18 protein-coding genes are annotated in these 17,507 nt (G+C 65.9%); 6 read left to right on the top strand and 12 right to left on the bottom strand.

Annotation, left to right across the window (positions count from 1 at the left end; all coding sequences use genetic code 11):
- Positions 1 to 45: 45 nt before the first annotated feature.
- From QMF81_RS06240 to QMF81_RS06215, 6 genes are all read right to left on the bottom strand, one after another.
- A complete protein-coding gene (locus QMF81_RS06240) occupies positions 46 to 738 on the bottom strand; it encodes a queuosine precursor transporter (RefSeq protein ID WP_281749870.1) in 693 nt (230 codons plus the stop codon).
- Positions 739 to 757: 19 nt separating this feature from the next.
- Positions 758 to 1,363 carry a DUF445 family protein gene (locus QMF81_RS06235; protein ID WP_281749869.1) on the bottom strand — a complete coding sequence of 202 codons (606 nt, stop codon included), beginning with the start codon at positions 1,361 to 1,363 and terminating at the stop codon, positions 758 to 760.
- The gene (locus tag QMF81_RS06230; RefSeq protein WP_281749868.1) at positions 1,356 to 1,784 is read right to left on the bottom strand and encodes a hypothetical protein; all 429 of its coding nucleotides are present in this window, start codon (positions 1,782 to 1,784) and stop codon (positions 1,356 to 1,358) included. Before QMF81_RS06230 ends, QMF81_RS06235 begins: the two co-directional genes overlap by 8 nt.
- 11 nt (positions 1,785 to 1,795) lie before the next feature.
- The gene (locus QMF81_RS06225; protein WP_281749867.1) at positions 1,796 to 2,752 is read right to left on the bottom strand and encodes a DUF523 and DUF1722 domain-containing protein; all 957 of its coding nucleotides are present in this window, start codon (positions 2,750 to 2,752) and stop codon (positions 1,796 to 1,798) included.
- Between the two features lie 93 nt (positions 2,753 to 2,845).
- Positions 2,846 to 3,304, bottom strand: a complete 459-nt coding sequence (locus QMF81_RS06220) for a pyridoxamine 5'-phosphate oxidase family protein (RefSeq protein WP_281749866.1) — start codon at positions 3,302 to 3,304, stop codon at positions 2,846 to 2,848.
- Positions 3,289 to 4,806, bottom strand: coding sequence for an SDR family oxidoreductase (locus tag QMF81_RS06215; RefSeq protein WP_281749865.1), 1,518 nt, complete (start codon positions 4,804 to 4,806; stop codon positions 3,289 to 3,291). The genes QMF81_RS06220 and QMF81_RS06215 overlap by 16 nt, the downstream gene beginning before the upstream one ends.
- A gap of 71 nt (positions 4,807 to 4,877) precedes the next feature.
- On the opposite strand from QMF81_RS06215, the gene QMF81_RS06210 reads away from it, so the two are divergent.
- Positions 4,878 to 6,302: a leucyl aminopeptidase family protein gene (locus tag QMF81_RS06210; RefSeq protein ID WP_281749864.1), complete on the top strand. Its 1,425-nt coding sequence runs from the start codon at positions 4,878 to 4,880 to the stop codon at positions 6,300 to 6,302.
- Positions 6,302 to 6,862, top strand: coding sequence for an RNA 2',3'-cyclic phosphodiesterase (gene thpR, locus QMF81_RS06205; protein ID WP_281749863.1), 561 nt, complete (start codon positions 6,302 to 6,304; stop codon positions 6,860 to 6,862). Before QMF81_RS06210 ends, thpR begins: the two co-directional genes overlap by 1 nt.
- Here the strand turns inward: thpR and fdhD are convergent.
- Complete coding sequence (fdhD, locus tag QMF81_RS06200) at positions 6,851 to 7,657, bottom strand: formate dehydrogenase accessory sulfurtransferase FdhD (protein ID WP_281749862.1); 807 nt, start codon at positions 7,655 to 7,657, stop codon at positions 6,851 to 6,853. The genes thpR and fdhD overlap by 12 nt on opposite strands.
- 249 nt (positions 7,658 to 7,906) lie before the next feature.
- On the opposite strand from fdhD, the gene QMF81_RS06195 reads away from it, so the two are divergent.
- From QMF81_RS06195 to mdoH, 4 genes are all read left to right on the top strand, one after another.
- Complete coding sequence (locus QMF81_RS06195; protein WP_281749861.1) at positions 7,907 to 8,302, top strand: cytochrome c3 family protein; 396 nt, start codon at positions 7,907 to 7,909, stop codon at positions 8,300 to 8,302.
- A gap of 129 nt (positions 8,303 to 8,431) precedes the next feature.
- Positions 8,432 to 9,958 (top strand): glucan biosynthesis protein, encoded by a 1,527-nt coding sequence (locus QMF81_RS06190; protein WP_281749860.1) that lies wholly within the window; start codon positions 8,432 to 8,434, stop codon positions 9,956 to 9,958.
- Positions 9,955 to 10,371, top strand: coding sequence for a hypothetical protein (locus tag QMF81_RS06185; RefSeq protein ID WP_281749859.1), 417 nt, complete (start codon positions 9,955 to 9,957; stop codon positions 10,369 to 10,371). The genes QMF81_RS06190 and QMF81_RS06185 overlap by 4 nt, the downstream gene beginning before the upstream one ends.
- A 3-nt stretch (positions 10,372 to 10,374) precedes the next feature.
- The gene (gene mdoH / locus QMF81_RS06180; RefSeq protein WP_281749858.1) at positions 10,375 to 12,486 is read left to right on the top strand and encodes a glucans biosynthesis glucosyltransferase MdoH; all 2,112 of its coding nucleotides are present in this window, start codon (positions 10,375 to 10,377) and stop codon (positions 12,484 to 12,486) included.
- A gap of 4 nt (positions 12,487 to 12,490) precedes the next feature.
- Here the strand turns inward: mdoH and QMF81_RS06175 are convergent, their stop codons facing one another.
- From QMF81_RS06175 to QMF81_RS06155, 5 genes are read right to left on the bottom strand one after another with little or no spacing between them, the layout of a single operon-like run.
- Positions 12,491 to 13,780 carry a protein kinase gene (locus tag QMF81_RS06175; protein ID WP_281749856.1) on the bottom strand — a complete coding sequence of 430 codons (1,290 nt, stop codon included), beginning with the start codon at positions 13,778 to 13,780 and terminating at the stop codon, positions 12,491 to 12,493.
- On the bottom strand, positions 13,777 to 14,493 hold the full coding sequence (locus QMF81_RS06170; protein ID WP_281749855.1) for a metallophosphoesterase family protein: 717 nt from the start codon (positions 14,491 to 14,493) through the stop codon (positions 13,777 to 13,779). The genes QMF81_RS06175 and QMF81_RS06170 overlap by 4 nt, the downstream gene beginning before the upstream one ends.
- A 3-nt stretch (positions 14,494 to 14,496) precedes the next feature.
- Positions 14,497 to 14,715 (bottom strand): hypothetical protein, encoded by a 219-nt coding sequence (locus tag QMF81_RS06165; RefSeq protein ID WP_281749854.1) that lies wholly within the window; start codon positions 14,713 to 14,715, stop codon positions 14,497 to 14,499.
- Positions 14,712 to 16,583, bottom strand: coding sequence for a DUF3488 and DUF4129 domain-containing transglutaminase family protein (locus tag QMF81_RS06160; protein ID WP_281749853.1), 1,872 nt, complete (start codon positions 16,581 to 16,583; stop codon positions 14,712 to 14,714). Before QMF81_RS06160 ends, QMF81_RS06165 begins: the two co-directional genes overlap by 4 nt.
- Positions 16,584 to 16,601: 18 nt before the next feature.
- Positions 16,602 to 17,405 (bottom strand): hypothetical protein, encoded by an 804-nt coding sequence (locus QMF81_RS06155; protein ID WP_281749851.1) that lies wholly within the window; start codon positions 17,403 to 17,405, stop codon positions 16,602 to 16,604.
- Positions 17,406 to 17,507: the final 102 nt, after the last annotated feature.

Raw genomic sequence — 17,507 nt, 5'->3', positions numbered from 1 at the left:
CCAACAAGCGCCCCGCGTTCGCTTCGCCAACAAATGCCCCAAAAGTTATGCAAGAGCGGCTTGATTGGCGCCTATGCGCCGCGCCAGGTACATGAACGGCGTATCCAGCACCGCCACCAAGGCCTTGATGCCATAGGTCGTCAGCAGGATCTCCCCAAACACGGACATGGGATAGACGCCAGCAAAGGCAATGACGCAAAACACCAGCGAATCCAAAAACTGGCTCACCAACGTGGAGCCATTGTTGCGCAGCCACAGATGCCGAACGCCGGTCTTTTCGCGAATGGCGTGAAAGGCCCAGACATCGTACATCTGCGATACGAGATACGCCGTCATGGATGCCAAGGCAACCCGCGGCAAAAGTCCGAACAAGGCTTCCAAGTGCGGTTGTGCAAAATCACTTCCATCTGGGATAAAAAGCAGTGCCACTTGCAGATACAACGTACTGAGCACCAACGCAACAAAACCCAAGATGACTCCTCGACGCGCATCTTCCTTGCCGTGCATCTCGCTCAAAATATCCGTCGCAAGAAAGATGGATGCATAGAGCACATTTCCCAAGGTGGTGGTCAGTCCAAAAAGGGTAACCGTCTTGAGCACTTCAATATTACAAATAATAATGCTAATGACTATACTCACATAAAGACCAATTTTTCCAAAAAAACGATATATCAAGAGCAAAATAGACAAATCTACCAATGCAAAAGAAAACCACAAAAGCTCATTGAATCCAATCATATCCCAATCCTCTTCGTCCTTACTGCACAATCATTGTCCATAAAATCCCTTGCACCATTCCCACCAACCCCCCGAGCAGCGCGCCTGCGCCTTCCACAAAACGCAGCTCCCGGCGCAGCACGGAAAGGAGCATCTCCTCCAGGCGCTCCGGAGGCAGGGCCGCCACCTGCTCCGCCACCACTTGGGCCACGCGCAGCTCCTGCACCGCCGCACCGGCCACCTGCTCCATGAGCCCCGGAAGGCTGCGGCGAAGTTCCGCGTCCACGGCGTCCTCGAAGCCAGCGAGCAGACGCTGTTGCAACGGTCCCAAAACGCTGGGCACCCCATGCACGAGGCGGGATACGCGCTGGATGAGGGCAGTCACGAGCGCCTGGCGCACGGCCTGCACCGTGGCGGGGGCCGCCACGGCCTGCTGCAACCGCTGCGGGGGAAGGAGCTCGGTGGCGGTGAGTTCCCCCAGCCGCCGGGCCACAGCTGCCTGACGCCGGGGAAAGACCCCCTGCAGCGTCCACGGCCCCACGCGCCACGGGCGGTAGGGCCGAAAGAGCATGCGCACGGCGAGCACGTTGGTCCCCCAGCCCACCAAGGCACACACGACCGTGGAAATACCAACGACCTCAAGCATCCGTCTTCGCGGCCCGAGCAATATCTGCCCGCAGGAGCCCGCGCACCTGCTCCGTATACGCGGCCACTCCAGGGAGCACCAATTCCTCCTGCACGGCTTCTGGACCGCAGACCTCCGCGAGAGGGGCGTCCGTGGCCCACAGGAGATGGATGCCCAAGGTCGTGCGGCGGCCGTTGTCCTTTTTGGCCTCCAGACACACCAAGGCGTTCATGCGCCGCACAAAGCGCCGCAAGGCCGGCGGAAAGGCCGACACCTTGAGGAGCTCCGCCCGGGGCAAGAACAGATAGGTGATCGAAAGCCGAGGACTCTCCAAGGCATGGTTGCGGAATCCACGGTCCACGGCAATGCCGCGCTCCTTGGCCTGCATGACCATGCGAAAGAGATCGGCCGCCAGGCTCTCGGCGTGGGAAGTATCGTTCATGGGGGTGTCCATTACACGTGATTGCGGAGTTTGAGCTCCAGGGGATGCGGGGACAAATACGTCTGCTCCAGCAGATAGCGGACCTCGTACTTGCGGGCGTAGTGGGAAAGCAGGGTCACCGGCACGATGAGCGGCAAAATCCCCCGGGCGTACTGGCGGATGATGTCTTCCAGCTCGCGCTTTTCCTCGCGGGTGAGGTCCAGCTTGAAGTAGCCCATGATGTGCTGGAGCACGTTGCGATTTTTAGGCACCGTGGCCTTGAGGCGCAGGGCCGCAAGCAAAAGCTCCTGGTACGCGCGCACCACCTCGGCCAAGGGCTGACCTTTGGCGTGGGCCACCAGCCGCCCCAAGGCGCGGTAATGCTCGGGGCTGTGGGAGAGGATCTGCAGCTTGTGGCGGGTATGGAACTGCACGAGTGCGCCCAGGCTGGGCTCCTTTTCCACACCCTCCCGAAAGCGCTGCAGGCAGAAGATGCGGTCGATAAAGTTTTCCCGCAGCAGGGGGTCGTGCAAGCGTCCCTCTTCTTCCACCGGCAGGAGCGGAAAACGGGCCATGAAGAGCCCGGCAAAGATCCCCGAGCCATGATCCACCACCTGGCCCGTGGCACCATAGATTTTCACCCGCTCCATGCCGCTGGACGGCGACCTGGATTTGAAGATGAAACCGCAAAGCCCCTCTTTTTCTAGGGCGTCCAGGCGCGGGGCGGCCCACGCCAGCATGCGATCCGTGTGGTCGATGCCGGTCTTCTGCGTCAAAAGCCGCACCCCCTGCGGGGTGCGCACCAGGCGCATGGCCTCGCGGGGGACCGGCAGGCCGCACTCCACCTCCGGACACACCGGCACGTAGTCGACGTATTGGCCCAAGGTCTGGGTGAGAAAAGGGTCGTGCTTGTGACCGCCGTCGTAGCGCACGGGATGCCCCAAAAGACAGCGGCTGATGCCCAGGCGAATCGTGCTCAAAGGTTCCATAGAGACATTCCTTCCCTGCAAACGGTGGGCGGCCCCTAGCCCAGGAAGACGCGCAAGGCAAATTTTCTGTGCCCTCACCAACGAATCAAAGGATCAAGAATCCACGTCCAGCACGGCAACCTGCTGGAAACGCTCGGTCAGCACCAAGCGCGTCATGCGCACGGCCAGGATTCGTGTCCCGGGATCGCCCAAGAATTGCTCCAAAGTCCCATGGCGCGCAACCAAAAGCTGCCGCGCCTGCAGCTCTCGCGTCCCGGCCACCGGCTCGATGACGCCCTGCACTTCGAGGGTTGCAGCGTGCTGCGGGTCCGTGTCCCGGTTGCGCGCCGTGGAAAAAAAGAGGCACACCCTGGGACAGGCCAGAAGCATGGGGTATTTGCTGGAATCCTGCGACGTTGCCAGATACACCCGCTGCTCGTCCGCCCCCAAGGCCACGGCCATTTGAAAACATCGGGGACGGCCTTCATGGCAGAGGGCCAGCACCGCCGAGCGCTCGGCACCCATGAGCGCCAGGGCCCGCGTGCGGATATCGGTGTCTAGGAAATCGGACATGCGTCCTCCTCAGAGGGGGCAATGGGATAGGGGCCTCGCACCTGGCGGCTTGCGGCCTTCTCGGCCAAACGCCGCAAAAAGCCCTGAAAGAGCCAGCGGTGGACGGGCACGAGGGACTGCCAGTACACAATCCCCCAAAGCCCCTTGGGCCGGTAGCGGGCGCGCAACTCCACCCGCGAGCCGCCTGCTGCCGGATGCACCCGCAGATCGAGCACTGCCTCGCCCGGCAGTCGCATCTCCGCTCCCAGCACCAAGCGTGCGCCCTCCACCACGTCGAGCACCCGCCAGAAATCCAGGGCATCGCCCACCCGGATCTCCGTGGGGTGCCGCCGGCCGCGGCGAAGTCCCACGCCGCCCAGCACCCGGTCCACTGCGCCCCGAAGCGTCCACAAGGCATCGCCAAAGAGCCAGCCAAAGTCTCCGCCCAAGCGCGTCAGGACATCCCACACCGCCTGCGGCGGCGCATCCACATCCATGGCATAGGCCGCGCGCAGGAGGGTTCCCCCGGCGAAGGAGGCATCGGAACACGAAAGCCACTCCGGCATGGGCAGCGGCCCGGCATCGGACCAGCACGTGGCCACCTGGTGGTGGCGGGTGCGCATGAGCGCCCGGGCCATGGCCTCGCGGGCGGAAAGCAGCCGCACCGGCACCAAGGCCCGAATGGCGTGCTCCTGGCACACGGCGGGATTGCGCAGCCCTTCGGCCAAAGGCCGCGCCAGGGAGGCGGGCACTGGAGTCACCAGGTGGACCCACCAGGACGAAAGCCGGGGGGTGAGCACCGGCACGCCGATGATCCAGCGCCGGGGAAGGCCGGCCACCTCGGCGTAGAGTTCCAGCAGGCGGCGGTAGGTGAGCACCTCCGGGCCGCCGATGTCGAACATGCCCCCCGCAGTGCGCGGCTCGGCGAGGACTCCCACGAGATATTCGATGACGTTGGACACCGCGATGGGCTGGCACGGCGTGTCCACCCAGCGCGGCACCAACATCACCGGGAGGCGCTCGGTAAGATACCGGATCATCTCGAAGGAAGCGCTGCCAGAGCCCAGGATCACTGCCGCCCGCAGCCAGGTGAGCGGCACCGTTCCGGCGCCCAAGACCTCCCCCACCTCGAAGCGGGAACGCAAATGCTCGCTGAGCTCCGTCTTCGGGTCTCCCAGGCCTCCCAAGTAGATGATGCGCCGCACTCCAGCCGCTTGGGCGGCGCGGGCCATGGTCTGCGCGGCTTGGCGGTCGCGTTGGGCAAAATCGCCCTGTGCCGAGGTCATGGAATGCACCAGGTAATAGACCGCCTGGCAGCCTTCCAAAGCGCGGGCCAGCGCTGCCTGATCCAAGGCATCGGCCACCGTCACCTGCACCCGCGGGTGCCGACCCCACGGCCGACACGCCAGCTTGGCCGCCGAGCGCCCCAAGGCCCGCACGCCAAACCCCTGCTCCAGCAAGGCGGGGACCAAACGCCCGCCGATATACCCCGAAGCCCCCAACACCGCGATGGGTTCCGTCATAGCAACTCCTTTACGATGCCCAGCCAAGGACGTACACGCCCCGTATCCAAATTTCTTTCCAAGGAAGGCCTATGGAACTTCGCCATACTCCCCGCTACGAGCCCAAGCGCGAGCGCGCCCTCCTGCTTCTGTGTAGCCCAGAAGCGCCCCTGCCGTCCACCGCCCAAAAACTCTGGCACGCAACTCTTGGCCAAGCAGCCCCGAGCACGGTGCTCTCGCACGACGCCGCCCGGATCTTCTTCGGCGAGCACGGGATGGTGGTGGCCGTGCCCCTGCCCCAGGAGCGCACCGCAGCCGCCATGGACCGCCTCATCACCCAGGCCATGGATCTCTGTCGCATGAGCCCGGCAGCAGAACTCGTCCTGCATCCCGATCTTTTCGCGGAGGCCGGATTTGCCCCGTCTGCTTTCCTGCTGGCCGCCGCAGCCGGACTTTTGTGCGGCTACCGGTTTTCCCTTGCTGCCTGCGAAACTTCCGAGCCCTTGCCGGACCTCGTCCTCATCACCGCCCAGCCGGAAGACGTCCGCTGGGCGAAGAGCATCGCGCGCGGAGTGGCCTTGGCCCGGGACCTCGGCAATACCCCGGCCAATCTCCTCTCCCCCGCCACGTTGGCCGACGAGGCCGCGGCCGTGGGCCAGCAGGCCGGGTGGGCGGTGCAGATCCTCGAGGGCGACGCCCTTGCCTCCTGGGGGTGTCTTGCCGCCGTGGCAGGGGCAAGCCGCGTGCCGCCGCGGGTGGTGGTGCTCGACAGCGCCCCGCACAGCGACCAGCAGCCGCTGGTCCTCGTGGGCAAGGGAATCACCTTCGATAGCGGCGGCATCTGCCTCAAACCCGCGGCGCACATGCACGAGATGAAGGCCGACATGGCCGGGGCCGCGGCCATCCTCGGGGCCATCGCCGCCATCCACGGCCTTGGGGGACCTTGCCGACGCACGCTGGCCATCCTGCCTCTGGCGGAAAACCTCCCGGGATCCGGGGCCATGCGGCCTGGGGACGTCATCACCGCCCGCTCGGGACTCCGGGTGGAGGTCCAGAACACCGACGCCGAAGGCCGCCTCATCCTCGCCGACGCCCTGCATCTGGCCGGTGAGTTCCAGCCCTGCGCCATCGTGGACGTGGCCACGCTCACCGGCGCCTGCGTCGTGGCCCTAGGCACCCGCATCGCCGGCCTCTTCGCCTCGAGCACCACCATCCAGGAGCGCGTGCTCCGCCTGGGTCAAAGCCTCGGCGAAACCTTCTGGCCCATGCCCCTTGCCGACCTCTACGCAAAGGACCTGAAAAGCGAGGTGGCGGACCTCAAAAACATCGCCCAGCGCGAAGGCGGGGCGCTGTACGCGGCGCTCTTTTTGCGCCACTTCGTCCCCCACGGGGTCCCCTGGGCGCACCTGGACATCGCCGGCCCGGCCTGGTCGAACGACAAGGTATCCCTCGTGCAGGCAGGCGCCACCGGCTTTGGCGTGCGCACCCTGACCGGCCTCATGCAGGAGGAATGGTGATGCGGCTCTTCGTCGGTGTCCCCATCCCGCAGGCCATGGCCGAGGCCGTGGGAGAAGTATGCCAAACCTGGGCGCGGAAACTTCGCTCCCGCGTGGCGTGGGTCCGGCCTGCGCTCATGCACGTGACCCTCAAGTTTCTCGGCGAAGTCCCGCCGGCCCAAGTGCCCGCCATTCAAAGCGCCCTCGAGGCGCTGGCTGCGCCTGCCTTTTCCCTTGCCCCGCAAGGCGCAGGGTTCTTTCCTTCCGCAGCGCGGCCGCGGGTCTTTTGGCTCGGCTTTGGCGAGGGCGCCCCGGAGCTTCGCAACCTCGCCCAGGGCCTGGAAGCCGCCCTAGAGCCGCTGGGGTTTGCCCCGGAAACCCGGCCCTTCACCGGCCACGTGACCCTGGCGCGCATCAAGGACGCAGCCCCAGGAGACCCCTGGCTGCAGGCGGCCCAAGCCGTGGCCGCCCTGCAGCTGCCCGTCTTCGCCGTGGACCGGATGGTGCTGTGGCAAAGCATCCTTGGCCCCCAGGGGCCGCGCTACCAGCCTGTGCGCGAATACCTCCTCTCACGGGGCTAAGACCTGGGAAACGCCCGCCACCCGCTCTGGCCCGGCGAAGATGGAAAACCGGCCCTGACGGGCAAAGGCCACCAGGGTCACCCCAAGGCGCCGGGCCGTGAGCACGGCCTGATGGGTGGTCGCCCCCAGGGAGACCACCATGGGGATCTCGGCACGGCGGCATTTGTGGACGATCTCCGCCGCAATGCGGCCGGTGGTCAGGGCCATGGTCTGGGCCACAGGAAGGGACCGACGCAAGGCCTGCCCCACGGCCTTGTCCAAGGCATTGTGCCGGCCCACGTCGTCGCAGGTCACGAGCACCTCGCTGCCGCGCGCCAAGGCCACGGAGTGCACCCCCCCGGTGGCCTGATGCAGTTCCGAATGGCGGCGGAAGGCGTGCACCAGCGCAAACACCGTCGAGGCATCCACCTGCCAGGTCACCGGAAGCGCCGCGAGATCCGCCTCCAGGGCCGAGGCGAACACCACCCCCTTGCCGCACCCCGACGAGTACGTCCGCCGCACCAACAGCGCGGCATCCACCGGCCGGGCGGTCTCCACCTCCACCCGCCACAGGCCGGTATCCACGCAAACAGCGCCGATGTCTTCCGGGGCAAGCAGGCCCGAGGTCACCAAAAACCCCCGGGCAAGGTCGTCCAATGCTTCGGGGGTGGCCATCACGGTGGCGATCTCCACACTCCCCGCCACGATGGTCACCGGCACTTCCGTGGCCACCACGTCCTGCTGGCCATGCACCTTTTCCGGCGTGACCCGGACTATTTCCACCGAGACAAGCGGCTCCAACGGATGGGACGACATACGGCCTCCGTGCCTTGAGAATACGGGAAGGTCTCCTGCCGCAAAGTTGCTCCCAAGACAATCCCAATCCCCGATTTTGCGCGCGATGCGGTTCACCGGCGCTTGCCGCACCATCCCGAACCCCGGTTTCTCCCTTCAAGGCGCATGTGCCAGGGCTTTTCCCCTTGCTTCAGGGGCGCATTCCCGCTAGCAGGGCCGGCCCATGGGGAAGCCCCCGGTCCACAAATCCATGGCACAAGGAGAGAAGTGATGAAGCATTTTGGTCTGGCTGCAGTATCCGTACTGGCCATGGCGGCTTCCGTGGCAGCTGCGCCCATGCAGATGCCCGAAAGTGTCACCATGAGCACCAAACAATTTTCCAACTACACCCCCAAAAAGGGTCCGGTCACCTTCAACCATGCCTCGCACATGAGCGTTTCCTGCATCAGCTGCCACCACACCGTGCCCGACACCTACACCTTCCAGAGCTGTATGAGCGAAGGCTGCCACGACAACATCGCCAGCCGTACCGACGAAAACTCCGTCTACCGCGCCTTCCACACCGGCCAGGACAAACGCAGCTGCGTGGCCTGCCACCGGGAAGTCAAAAAGCAGGGCTTGGGAGATGCTCCTCTGGCCTGCAATAGCTGCCACATCAAAGAATAGTCTGTCCGGGGGCGCTCCAGCGCCCCCACCTCTTGACGCCGAACCAAGAACACCCCAAAGAGCGGATGCCGGAGAGACGCCGGTTGCTGCGCCGTCTGCCGTCTTCACCATCCTTCAAGGAGACCCATTGTGTCCTTTCGTGCTGTCTTGGTCGTGCTGCTGTGTTGGGCCACGTATGCCCATGCCGCGGATTTCTCGTGGGAAGCCTTGCAAGAACAGGCCCGACAATTGGCCCAAGCCCCGCATGGAGAGCAGCGCCTCGCCCTCCCCACCCCACTCGCCCAGCTGAGCTATGACGCATGGCGGGACATCCGCTTCCGCCCGGAAGAAAGCCTGTGGCGCAGCGCCAAGCTTCCCTTTGAGGTCCAATTCTTTCATCCCGGCATGCTCTACGACCGCGCGGTGGACATCTTCATCCTGAATAACAATACCGCCACCCTCGTCCCCTTCCGAACCGAATCCTTCGATTACGGAAAAACCGGCATCGCCCCCAAAAACCTCCCGGAACTCGCCTACGCCGGGTTTCGGGTGCATACCGACATCAACACCAAGACCTACAAGGACGAGTTCCTCGTCTTTCTCGGGGCGAGCTATTTCCGGGCCGTGGCCCAAGGGCAGCACTACGGCATCTCGGCGCGGGGGCTGGCCATCGACACCGCAGAGCCTTCCGGGGAAGAGTTCCCCTTCTTCCGCACCTTCTGGATCCAAGAACCGAAGAAAAAAGACAAGACCATCACCATCTTTGCCCTGCTGGACAGCCCGAGGACGACCGGCGCCTACCGATTTGTGGCCACCCCAGGCGCCGAGACCATCATTGATGTGGACGCCGTCCTCTATCCGCGCGCCACGCTCACCCATGTGGGCCTCGCCCCCCTGACCAGCATGTTCATCTTTGGCGAAAACACCTGGCCGCGCACCTTCGACGACTTCCGGCCCGAGGTGCACGACTCCGACGGGCTCGCCATCCATCTGGCCAACGGCGAATGGATCTGGCGCCCCCTGCGCAACCCCACCAATCTTACGGTCAACGTCTTCGAAGCCCCCGGACTACGGGGCTTTGGCCTGCTGCAGCGGGACACCCTTTTTGACCATTACCAGGACCTGGAAGCGTTCTACCACAAGCGCCCCAGCGTCTGGATCGAACCCAAGGGCGATTGGGGCCCTGGGGAAGTCCGGCTGGTGCAGATCCCTTCGCCTGAAGAAATCCACGACAACATCGTTGCCTACTGGAAACCTGCCACCCCCGTGGAAGCGGGCAAACCGTTTGCCGTTTCCTACCGCATGCGCTGGTGCGCTGCCCAGGCGGTGCTGCCGCCGCTCGCCGCAGTCACGGCCACGCGCACCGGCCAGGGACGGACCAAAGGGAGCCGGATGTTTGCCCTGGATTTTGCCGGCCCAGTCCTCCAGACGCTCCCCGCCGATGCCGTGCTCGACGCCTCCATCTGGGTGGGCGAGGGCGGCCGAGTCACCGACAAGCACATCACGCGCAACCCCGAAACCGGAGGCTTCCGCGTAGTGTTTGAAGTCACCACGGACAAAGACTCCCCCCTTGCCCGCATGCTGCCCGACAAACAGCCCGACACCGAGATGCGGGTCATCCTCCTGCACGGCATCACGCCCATTTCGGAAACCTGGAGCTACGCCTGCAAGCTATGACCACAGCAGAAGCCGTGCTCGAGGCCGCAGGCCGGCGTCTTTCCATCTACCTGCGGGCCCTGCCCATCCCCGAGACCCGACGCCATGAGCTCGCCCTGCGCACCTTGCGCCGCCTGACCATGGAGCTGCCGCTCCCTGCAGACGAGGCCCAGGCACGGGCCATGGAGCTTTTGCAGGAAATCCTGGTGCGCCATGTGGTGCTGCCGGAGGTGCATCCCGGGCCGAAGCTCCTGCGCCGGCACATGCGGCCCGAACCCATGGACCGCCGCCCCTGGGTGCGATTCGTCCAGCGCTACGGCACACCCGCATATATCGTCGCCGCCTGGGTGTTCCATTCTGCCTGGGCCGACGCGGTATTTTGGGCCATCATCACCATCATCCTCCACGCCCTGGGCCTGGCGCCCACCCCATAATCTATGGCCACCTTTGCTTCCCGCGAATACCTCCACATGCCGTGGCGCCGCGTGGCTGCACGGCGGCGCTGGCTGCTCATCGCCTTGGTGGTGCTCCCGGCGATCCTGGCAGCGCGCATCATGGGCTCCCTCCTCCCCCACGGTGGGGGCACTGCCCTGGAGGCCGCCATCCTCGTGGTGTACGGGGTGCTCTTTGTGTGGATTTCCTTGGGGTTTTGGACCGCCATGGCCGGATTCTGGACGCTGGTGCGCGGCCACGACCCCTTCGCCGTGACCCGGCCACGCCCCGACGACGCCCCTATCCGCCCGCATGTACGCACCGCCATCCTCTTTCCCATCTGCAATGAAGACTCCGTACGCATCCAGGCAGGCATCCGCGCCGTGTGGCTCTCCCTTGAGCGCGCCGATCCCCACCACCGCTTCGACATCCATATCCTCAGCGATTCCAACGATCCTGAGCGCTGGGTGCAGGAGGAGGCCATGTGGCGGCAGCTCACCACCAGCCTCGATGCTGAAGGCCGCATCTTCTACCGCCGCCGGCGCATCAATTTGAAACGCAAAAGCGGCAATGTGGCGGATTTTTGCCGTCGCTTCGGCGCCCACTACACCTACATGGTGGTCTTCGATGCCGATTCCGTGATGACCGGAAGCACCCTCGTGGAGCTGGTCCGCATCATGGAGCGCCGCCGCACCATCGGCATCCTCCAGACCGCCCCGGCATGTACAGGCCGGGAAACCCTTATCGCCCGCGCCCAACAATTCGCCAACCGGCTCTACGGCCCCATGTACGTAGCGGGCCTGCACCATTGGTTCTTGGGAGACGCCCAATTCTGGGGACACAACGCCATCATCCGCGTGGCCCCGTTCATGCGCCATTGCGCCCTGCCACGGCTCCCCGGCAAGCCGCCCTTGGGCGGCGACATCATGTCCCATGATTTCGTGGAATCGGCCCTCATGCGCCGTGCGGGCTACGCCGTGTGGCTGGCCTACGACCTGGAAGGCTCCTACGAAGAGGTCCCGCCCAATCTGCTCAACGAGCTCAAACGCGACCGCCGCTGGTGCCAGGGGAATCTCCAGCATTTGCGGCTGGTGTTCACCCGCGGCATCTTTCCCGGGCACCGTGCCTTGTTCCTCAATGGCGTCATGAGCTACGGCTCGGCGCTGCTGTGGTTTCTGCTCCTTGCCCTGTCCACCGCCGAGGCCGTGGTGGAGGCGGTGCGCACTCCCATCTATTTTCCCACCTCCACCAAGACCCTCTTCCCGTCCTGGCCGGTGTGGGACCCCTGGCCCGCCCTCACCCTCCTTGGTGCCACCGCCGCCGTGCTCTTCCTGCCCAAAGTCTGCGCCCTGCTCCTGGCCGTGATCCAAGGCCGGCGCCGGCTCTTTGGCGGGCTCTTCGCCCTGGCGGGCAGCGTCCTGACCGAGGTACTGCTCTCCACCCTTCTGGCCCCCATCCGCATGCTCTTTCACAGCAAGTTCGTCTTCCTCACCCTTCTGGGCCGGGGCATCGGCTGGGGCACCCAGCAGCGTGACGACCAAGGCACCCCCTTCCTCGACGCCCTGCGCTTCCACGGCGGCGGCACCCTGCTGGCGCTTCTTTGGGGGGGGAGTATGCTCGTCATCAATCCCACCTTCTTTTGGTGGATCTCGCCCCTCGTGTTTTCCCTCGTGCTCTCCATCCCGGTGTCCATGATTTCGAGCCGGGCCGAGGCCGGACGATTGCTCCGCCGCCTGCGCATCTTCTGCACCCCGGAAGAAGTCCAGCTTCCCCAAGAGTACCAGGACATCGAGAGCTATCTGGAGGAAGTGGCAAGTCAGCGTCCCCGTCTGGGCATAAGTCCGGAGGCCGGATTCGTGCGCGCGGTGGCAGACCCGGAGATCAACCTGCTGCACCGGGCCTTGCTGCGTGCCCCCCGCACCCTTGCCCCGAGCATCGCCGCCCGCCGCGACGCATTGGTGGAGCGCGCCCTCACCCACGGCCCCAAGGCCCTCTCGCCCGCGGAGCGCGAAGAGCTGCTCTTCGACCCCGAACGCATGCACACCCTCCACCAACGGCTGTGGCAGCTGCCGGAACAGCAGCTGCGCCACCAGTGGGGAGTCCATCTGGACGGCTAGACGGCTAAAAAGGGCCGCGCACCCCAAGCACATGGGCAAGACAGCCCACAGGGCCGCAGTCCTGCCAGGTCACGGCGCCGCCGCGCGCGTCCAAGCACCATGCGGAAGTAAAACTGCGCCGATCCGCGGTCCACAGCCACGCCACGTGGGGCAGCGCCGGCCACATGGGGCAGTGGCTCTGTCCAAGAAGGCGCGCCCCTTCCTCCACCGTAGGCAGCCGCCAGCCGTCTTCGGCCGCAAACCGGTGGGCCTCTTCCCAGGTCATGGCCCACGCAGAAACCCGCGGTTGCCAGAGAAGCCCCGCCTCGGCGTCCCACAAGCCGTCGTCTTTGTGCGTCAGCGAGGCCGGCGCACCGTGGGGTCTTCCCAAGGCATCGAGGAACCCAAAGGGCTGCCGGGGCCGCACCCCGGTACGGATGGGGACGTGGCGCACGCTCGCGGCCTCAATACCTTGCGCCGGAGTCTCCAAAGCACACGCGGCCTCCTGTTGGGTGCGCCACGCTGCCTCCAGCGCCGCCACCGCCTCGTCCATCTGCCCGGCAGAGGCAAAACGCCGCCGTGGGTCCACCGCCAGGGCAGTGGCGAAAAACCGCTGCCACGGCGCAGTGAAGAGCGAATGCGGGTGCATGCGGCCCGGCCCGTCCGGGAGATGGCCACTCACCATACGATGCACGAGCACCCCCACGGCATAGAGATCCGCCGCGGGGCCGACAGCGCCGGGGGCCTTCTCCTGCTCCGGGGCCGCATAAAAGGGGGTGCCCACCTGCAACTGGGGCGGAACCTGTTCGCCGTGCCCTGGCCGCAAGACCAACCCCAAATCGATGAGGCGCACGTCCCCGTCCTCGGTGAGCAGGACATTGGCAGGCTGTACGTCCCGGTGCACGAGCCCCTGGGCGTGGAGCATCCCCAATACGCCCAGGATCTGCCGCGCCACCCGCAGGGCCCACCCAGGCTCCAGCGCGCGGCACGGGCCGTCCGCGGCCAAGGGTTCCCCCAAGACCAAGCCCAAGTGGACACAGCGATATTCCACCAGCAGATAGGGCCACCCCTGATGCTCTCCCACGTCGTACACCATGGCCAAATGCCGGTGGCGCAAACGGCCCAAGAGTTCGGCCTCCGCGGCAAAACGCCGCCGCACCTCCGCCTCCCCCCAAAGGTCGAGCAAAAGAGGGCGGGGACGCAGCCACTTGAGGGCCATGGGAAAGCCTAACCGGGGATGCACCACCCGGTACACCACGGCAGTGCCCCCACGCCCCAACAGGCCGACAATGGGATAGGGGCCGATGGTTTTCATAACAGCCGCCGGGCGTAGGCCTCCGGGAGCCCTCGGGCCCGGATCTTGGCCGCGGTACGCTGCGCCGGGTACGGCACGGCCCGCACCTGGATCTGGGACGCCTCCACGTGCCAGAGCACGTACTTGGCATCCCGGGTCGCGTCCCGGGGCTGCCCCACACTGCCCACATTGATCAAAGATGGAGACTTGAGACGTATCACCGCGCCCGGCGCAAGCGGGTGCCGGACCACCTCGCGGCCGGACACCTCCAGCCAGGCCAGGGCATGGGTGTGGCCGACGAAGGTGAGCGGCCTTCGGGCCGCCCACGCCGCCACCTGGGTGTCGTCCACATCGTGCAGATAGGTGAACACGTCTTCCGGCGGGAATCCGTGCACGCCGTAGGCGCCCTGAAACTTAAGGCTGCGGGGAAGCCCTTCCAGATACGCCCGCGAAGACTCGGAAAGCAGACCCGCCACCACCGGCAAGGTGAGGCGGGCCTGGGGATGAAAATGCATGGCCGATGCCGGACAGACCACGGCCTGGTCATGATTGCCGCGGCAGCAGGTAACCGGATGCTCCTGGACAAAGCGCACCACGGCCTCGGGGTCCGGGCCGTAGCCTACCAGATCCCCCAAACAGACCACCTGGTCCGCGCCGCAGGCGGTAAGGTCCGCCCAGACGGCCTGCAGGGCCTCCAGGTTGGCGTGGACGTCCGCAAGCACGGCCACGAGCACCGGCTACCTCCGCCAACGGGCCCACGCCACCCGCAGCCCCTCCCACACCAATCGTGCCAGACGCACCAGGTACACGCCCACACACACCACCAAAGCGGCATTCACCCGGGCAGCCGCCCCGGTAGATTGGCGAAAATATTCCTTGGCCTGCTGGTAGCGGCGCTCGGTATCCTGCTCCTGCAAACGCGGGAGCACCGGCAAATACTGGTCGTTGTCTTTCATGAGATTCTCCGTGTGCGGCGGCGAATTTCCCGGCGCAGTTGCGCTGCGGCGGCCGCATCCGCAGACCCGCCATAGCGCAAGAGCTCATAGCGGCCAAGGAGCTCCCCCACCCAGGGGGCCGCCGCCGGAAGCTCCGCCTCCACCCGGCGCCTCAGGGAGCGCGGCCCTTCCCACGCCGGGCAATGCATGCCCTGGCGGCCAAGCCAGCGCCGCACATCGGCATACGCTGCGGCGAGATCGTCCGTGCGCCGGCGCCGGCGCCACCAGCCAGCCACCTGCACCCCCAAAACGAGAACGACCCCCGCCGCTGCCCCCACCGGCAGCCGCTTCGCCAACGCCGCAGCGAGCCGCCGCTGACGCTCGGCCGTGAAATCGAGCACCCAATGGCTCCAGGTATGGTCCGCCGCATCCCAAACCATGCGCAGCCAGTGCAGCCCCACAGGCTCCAGGCGCGGACGAATGGCCCCCACCCCTTGGGCAAGAGCACGCAAGGCACGTTCCGGGGCCACTGCCAGAGTGGGGTCCAGACGCTGCCAGCCGCGCGTTGGATCCAGCACCGCCTCCACCCAGGCATGGGCATCGGACTGACGCACGGTGACATGCCCGGTCACCGCATTGACCTCGCCGCCCAGGTATCCGGCCACCACCCGGGCCGGGATGCGCGCGGCACGCAGCATCACCGCCAAGGCCGCGGCGTAGTGCTCGCAAAAGCCCTCGCGGGTCTCGAACATGAAGCCGTCCACTGGGTCGCCCGTGACAGCCACGGGATCCAGGGTGTAGCGAAAGCCGCCTTGGGCAAAGAAGGCCAGGGCCGCCTGCGCCACGGCCTCAGGGCCGCCCTGCCACGTGGCCACAAGCTGACGGGTGCGTGGGGCGAGCCGGGGAGGCAGCATCGTCCAGCCGGGATCCCCGTCCCATGGGGGCGAAACCGAGGCACTGCTGCACGCATACACGAGGCGGTCGCGCACGGGCTGCGACCAGCGCACCCGGCCCCATTGATCCAGCCGGGCCCCAGGCGGGGCCGCAGTGGGGACATCCAGGCTGACGAGCCACGGCAAGTGGTGGGGCTCCAAGGTCACCCTCCCCTGCCAACGGGCCGGCGGCGGGTCCTGCCAGAGCATTGGAGTGCGGCGCTGGGTCCACACCCCATCGGCATCCACGCTGTCGAGCACGATGGCCCGCCAATACCAATCGGTTCGGGGCGGGATTTCCCCGTCCATGGCCACCCGCAGGGCCAGTTCCGAGGATTGGGCGAGGCGACCGATACTTCCGGGCTGGACCGTCTCCGCCAGCCCGGTGACGCCCTGCGGGGCACGGCCCAGCGGCAGGCCCACCACCCCTGCGGACAGGCGAGGGATGGCCACAAAGGCCAGAAGCCCCAAGGGAAGGGCTTGCAGCACCACCCAGGCGCCGACACGCAGGTCCTCGCGCCAGGGACGGTGCGCCGTCAGGCTGGCAAGGGCCGCCGTGGAGACCACAACGCTTGCCAGCATAGAGGCGGCTGCCGCCAAATGCTGGGCAAAAAGCACGTGGGTGGCGGCCAAAACGTATGCCACCAACACCACGAGCACCATGTCCCGCCGGCTCTGGGCCTCCAGTACCTTGAGGCCCGCCGCCAAGCACAAGAGCTCGGTGCCCGCGTCCAGGGCAAAGGTACGGCCATGGGTGGCCACCACAGCAGCCATGGCCGCAGCGGCAAGTGTCCAACGAACGATTCGGGGAGGCAGCGGCAGGCGGCCGCGGTCGACCGCCATGCGCCACAGAAGGGCGATTGCCAACGCCATGGAGACCCACAGCGGCTGCCACAGCACATGAAGGCCGTAGGCCCCGGCCACGGCCCCCAAAATCCACGCAGGCGCAAACGCCATGGGACTTCTACGGATGAGCTACTTCTTGATCTTCGGCTCGGTCACCGTGGGCATGAAGTGCGGCGTGACCACCACCTCGTCCGAAGCCGCCGCAGCGGCGGGCTTCTGCTCCAGTGCCTCCACGGAAGCGAAAAGCAGCACCGCCAGATCACCCACCTCGGTCTCCCGATCCGCCATGATGATCTCCACATTCCCGAGCACTGCAGGGATGCTGCCGTCCATGAGCGCCTCGTTGGCCTGCATCAGCTCGCCGATGGCCCCCAGGCGGTACCACCCCTCTCCGGCTCCTGACTGCTCCTTCAAAAAGGCCACGTAAGCAGGCAGGCTCACCGACTGCCCAGGCAAGGCCACGTACACCCGCTGCTGGCTCCCGGCCATGTAGCCGTCCGTTTCCAGGCCCACCACGCGACCGATCGCCGCCTGCGTCGCGTCGAGCGTCAAACTCCCCTGAAAGGACTGGACAACATCCCCGGTGGCTTCCTCGCGCACGGCAGCGATGGCGCCTTTTTGGGTATAGGCATCCATGACGCCAAACGTATTGGCAGAAGACGGCAGGGGCAGCACCATGCGCCGCATCAAGAACTCGGTGGCGAGTTTGGCGATCAGCGCCTGCCGCCCCCGACGCCAGATTTCCGCCTCCTGATCGACAACCCCGCGCAGCTCCTGGGGACTGATGCGCACCGTCACCTGGGCAGTCGCCTCATGACGCAGACCGGACTCCATCGATGACGACGCCGAGGATACCACTGCCTTGCCTTGGAGGGGCGAAGAAGAACATGCCGCGAGCAATGCCACCAGACACCATCCAAAAATCTTTCCCATCCGCATGGGTTCCCCCGTTGGTTTTGTGATTGCCCCCCGTAGGGTTGCACTGTATGAGCTTCTCCGTTTGCGACCCGATACAATATCGTTTCCTGTGCCCCA

The organism is Thermodesulfomicrobium sp. WS (genome assembly GCF_027925145.1).
GTDB lineage: Bacteria > Desulfobacterota > Desulfovibrionia > Desulfovibrionales > Desulfomicrobiaceae > Thermodesulfomicrobium.
The sequence above is the reverse complement of the archived record's forward strand: the minus strand, read 5'-3'. Positions and strand labels throughout refer to the sequence as shown.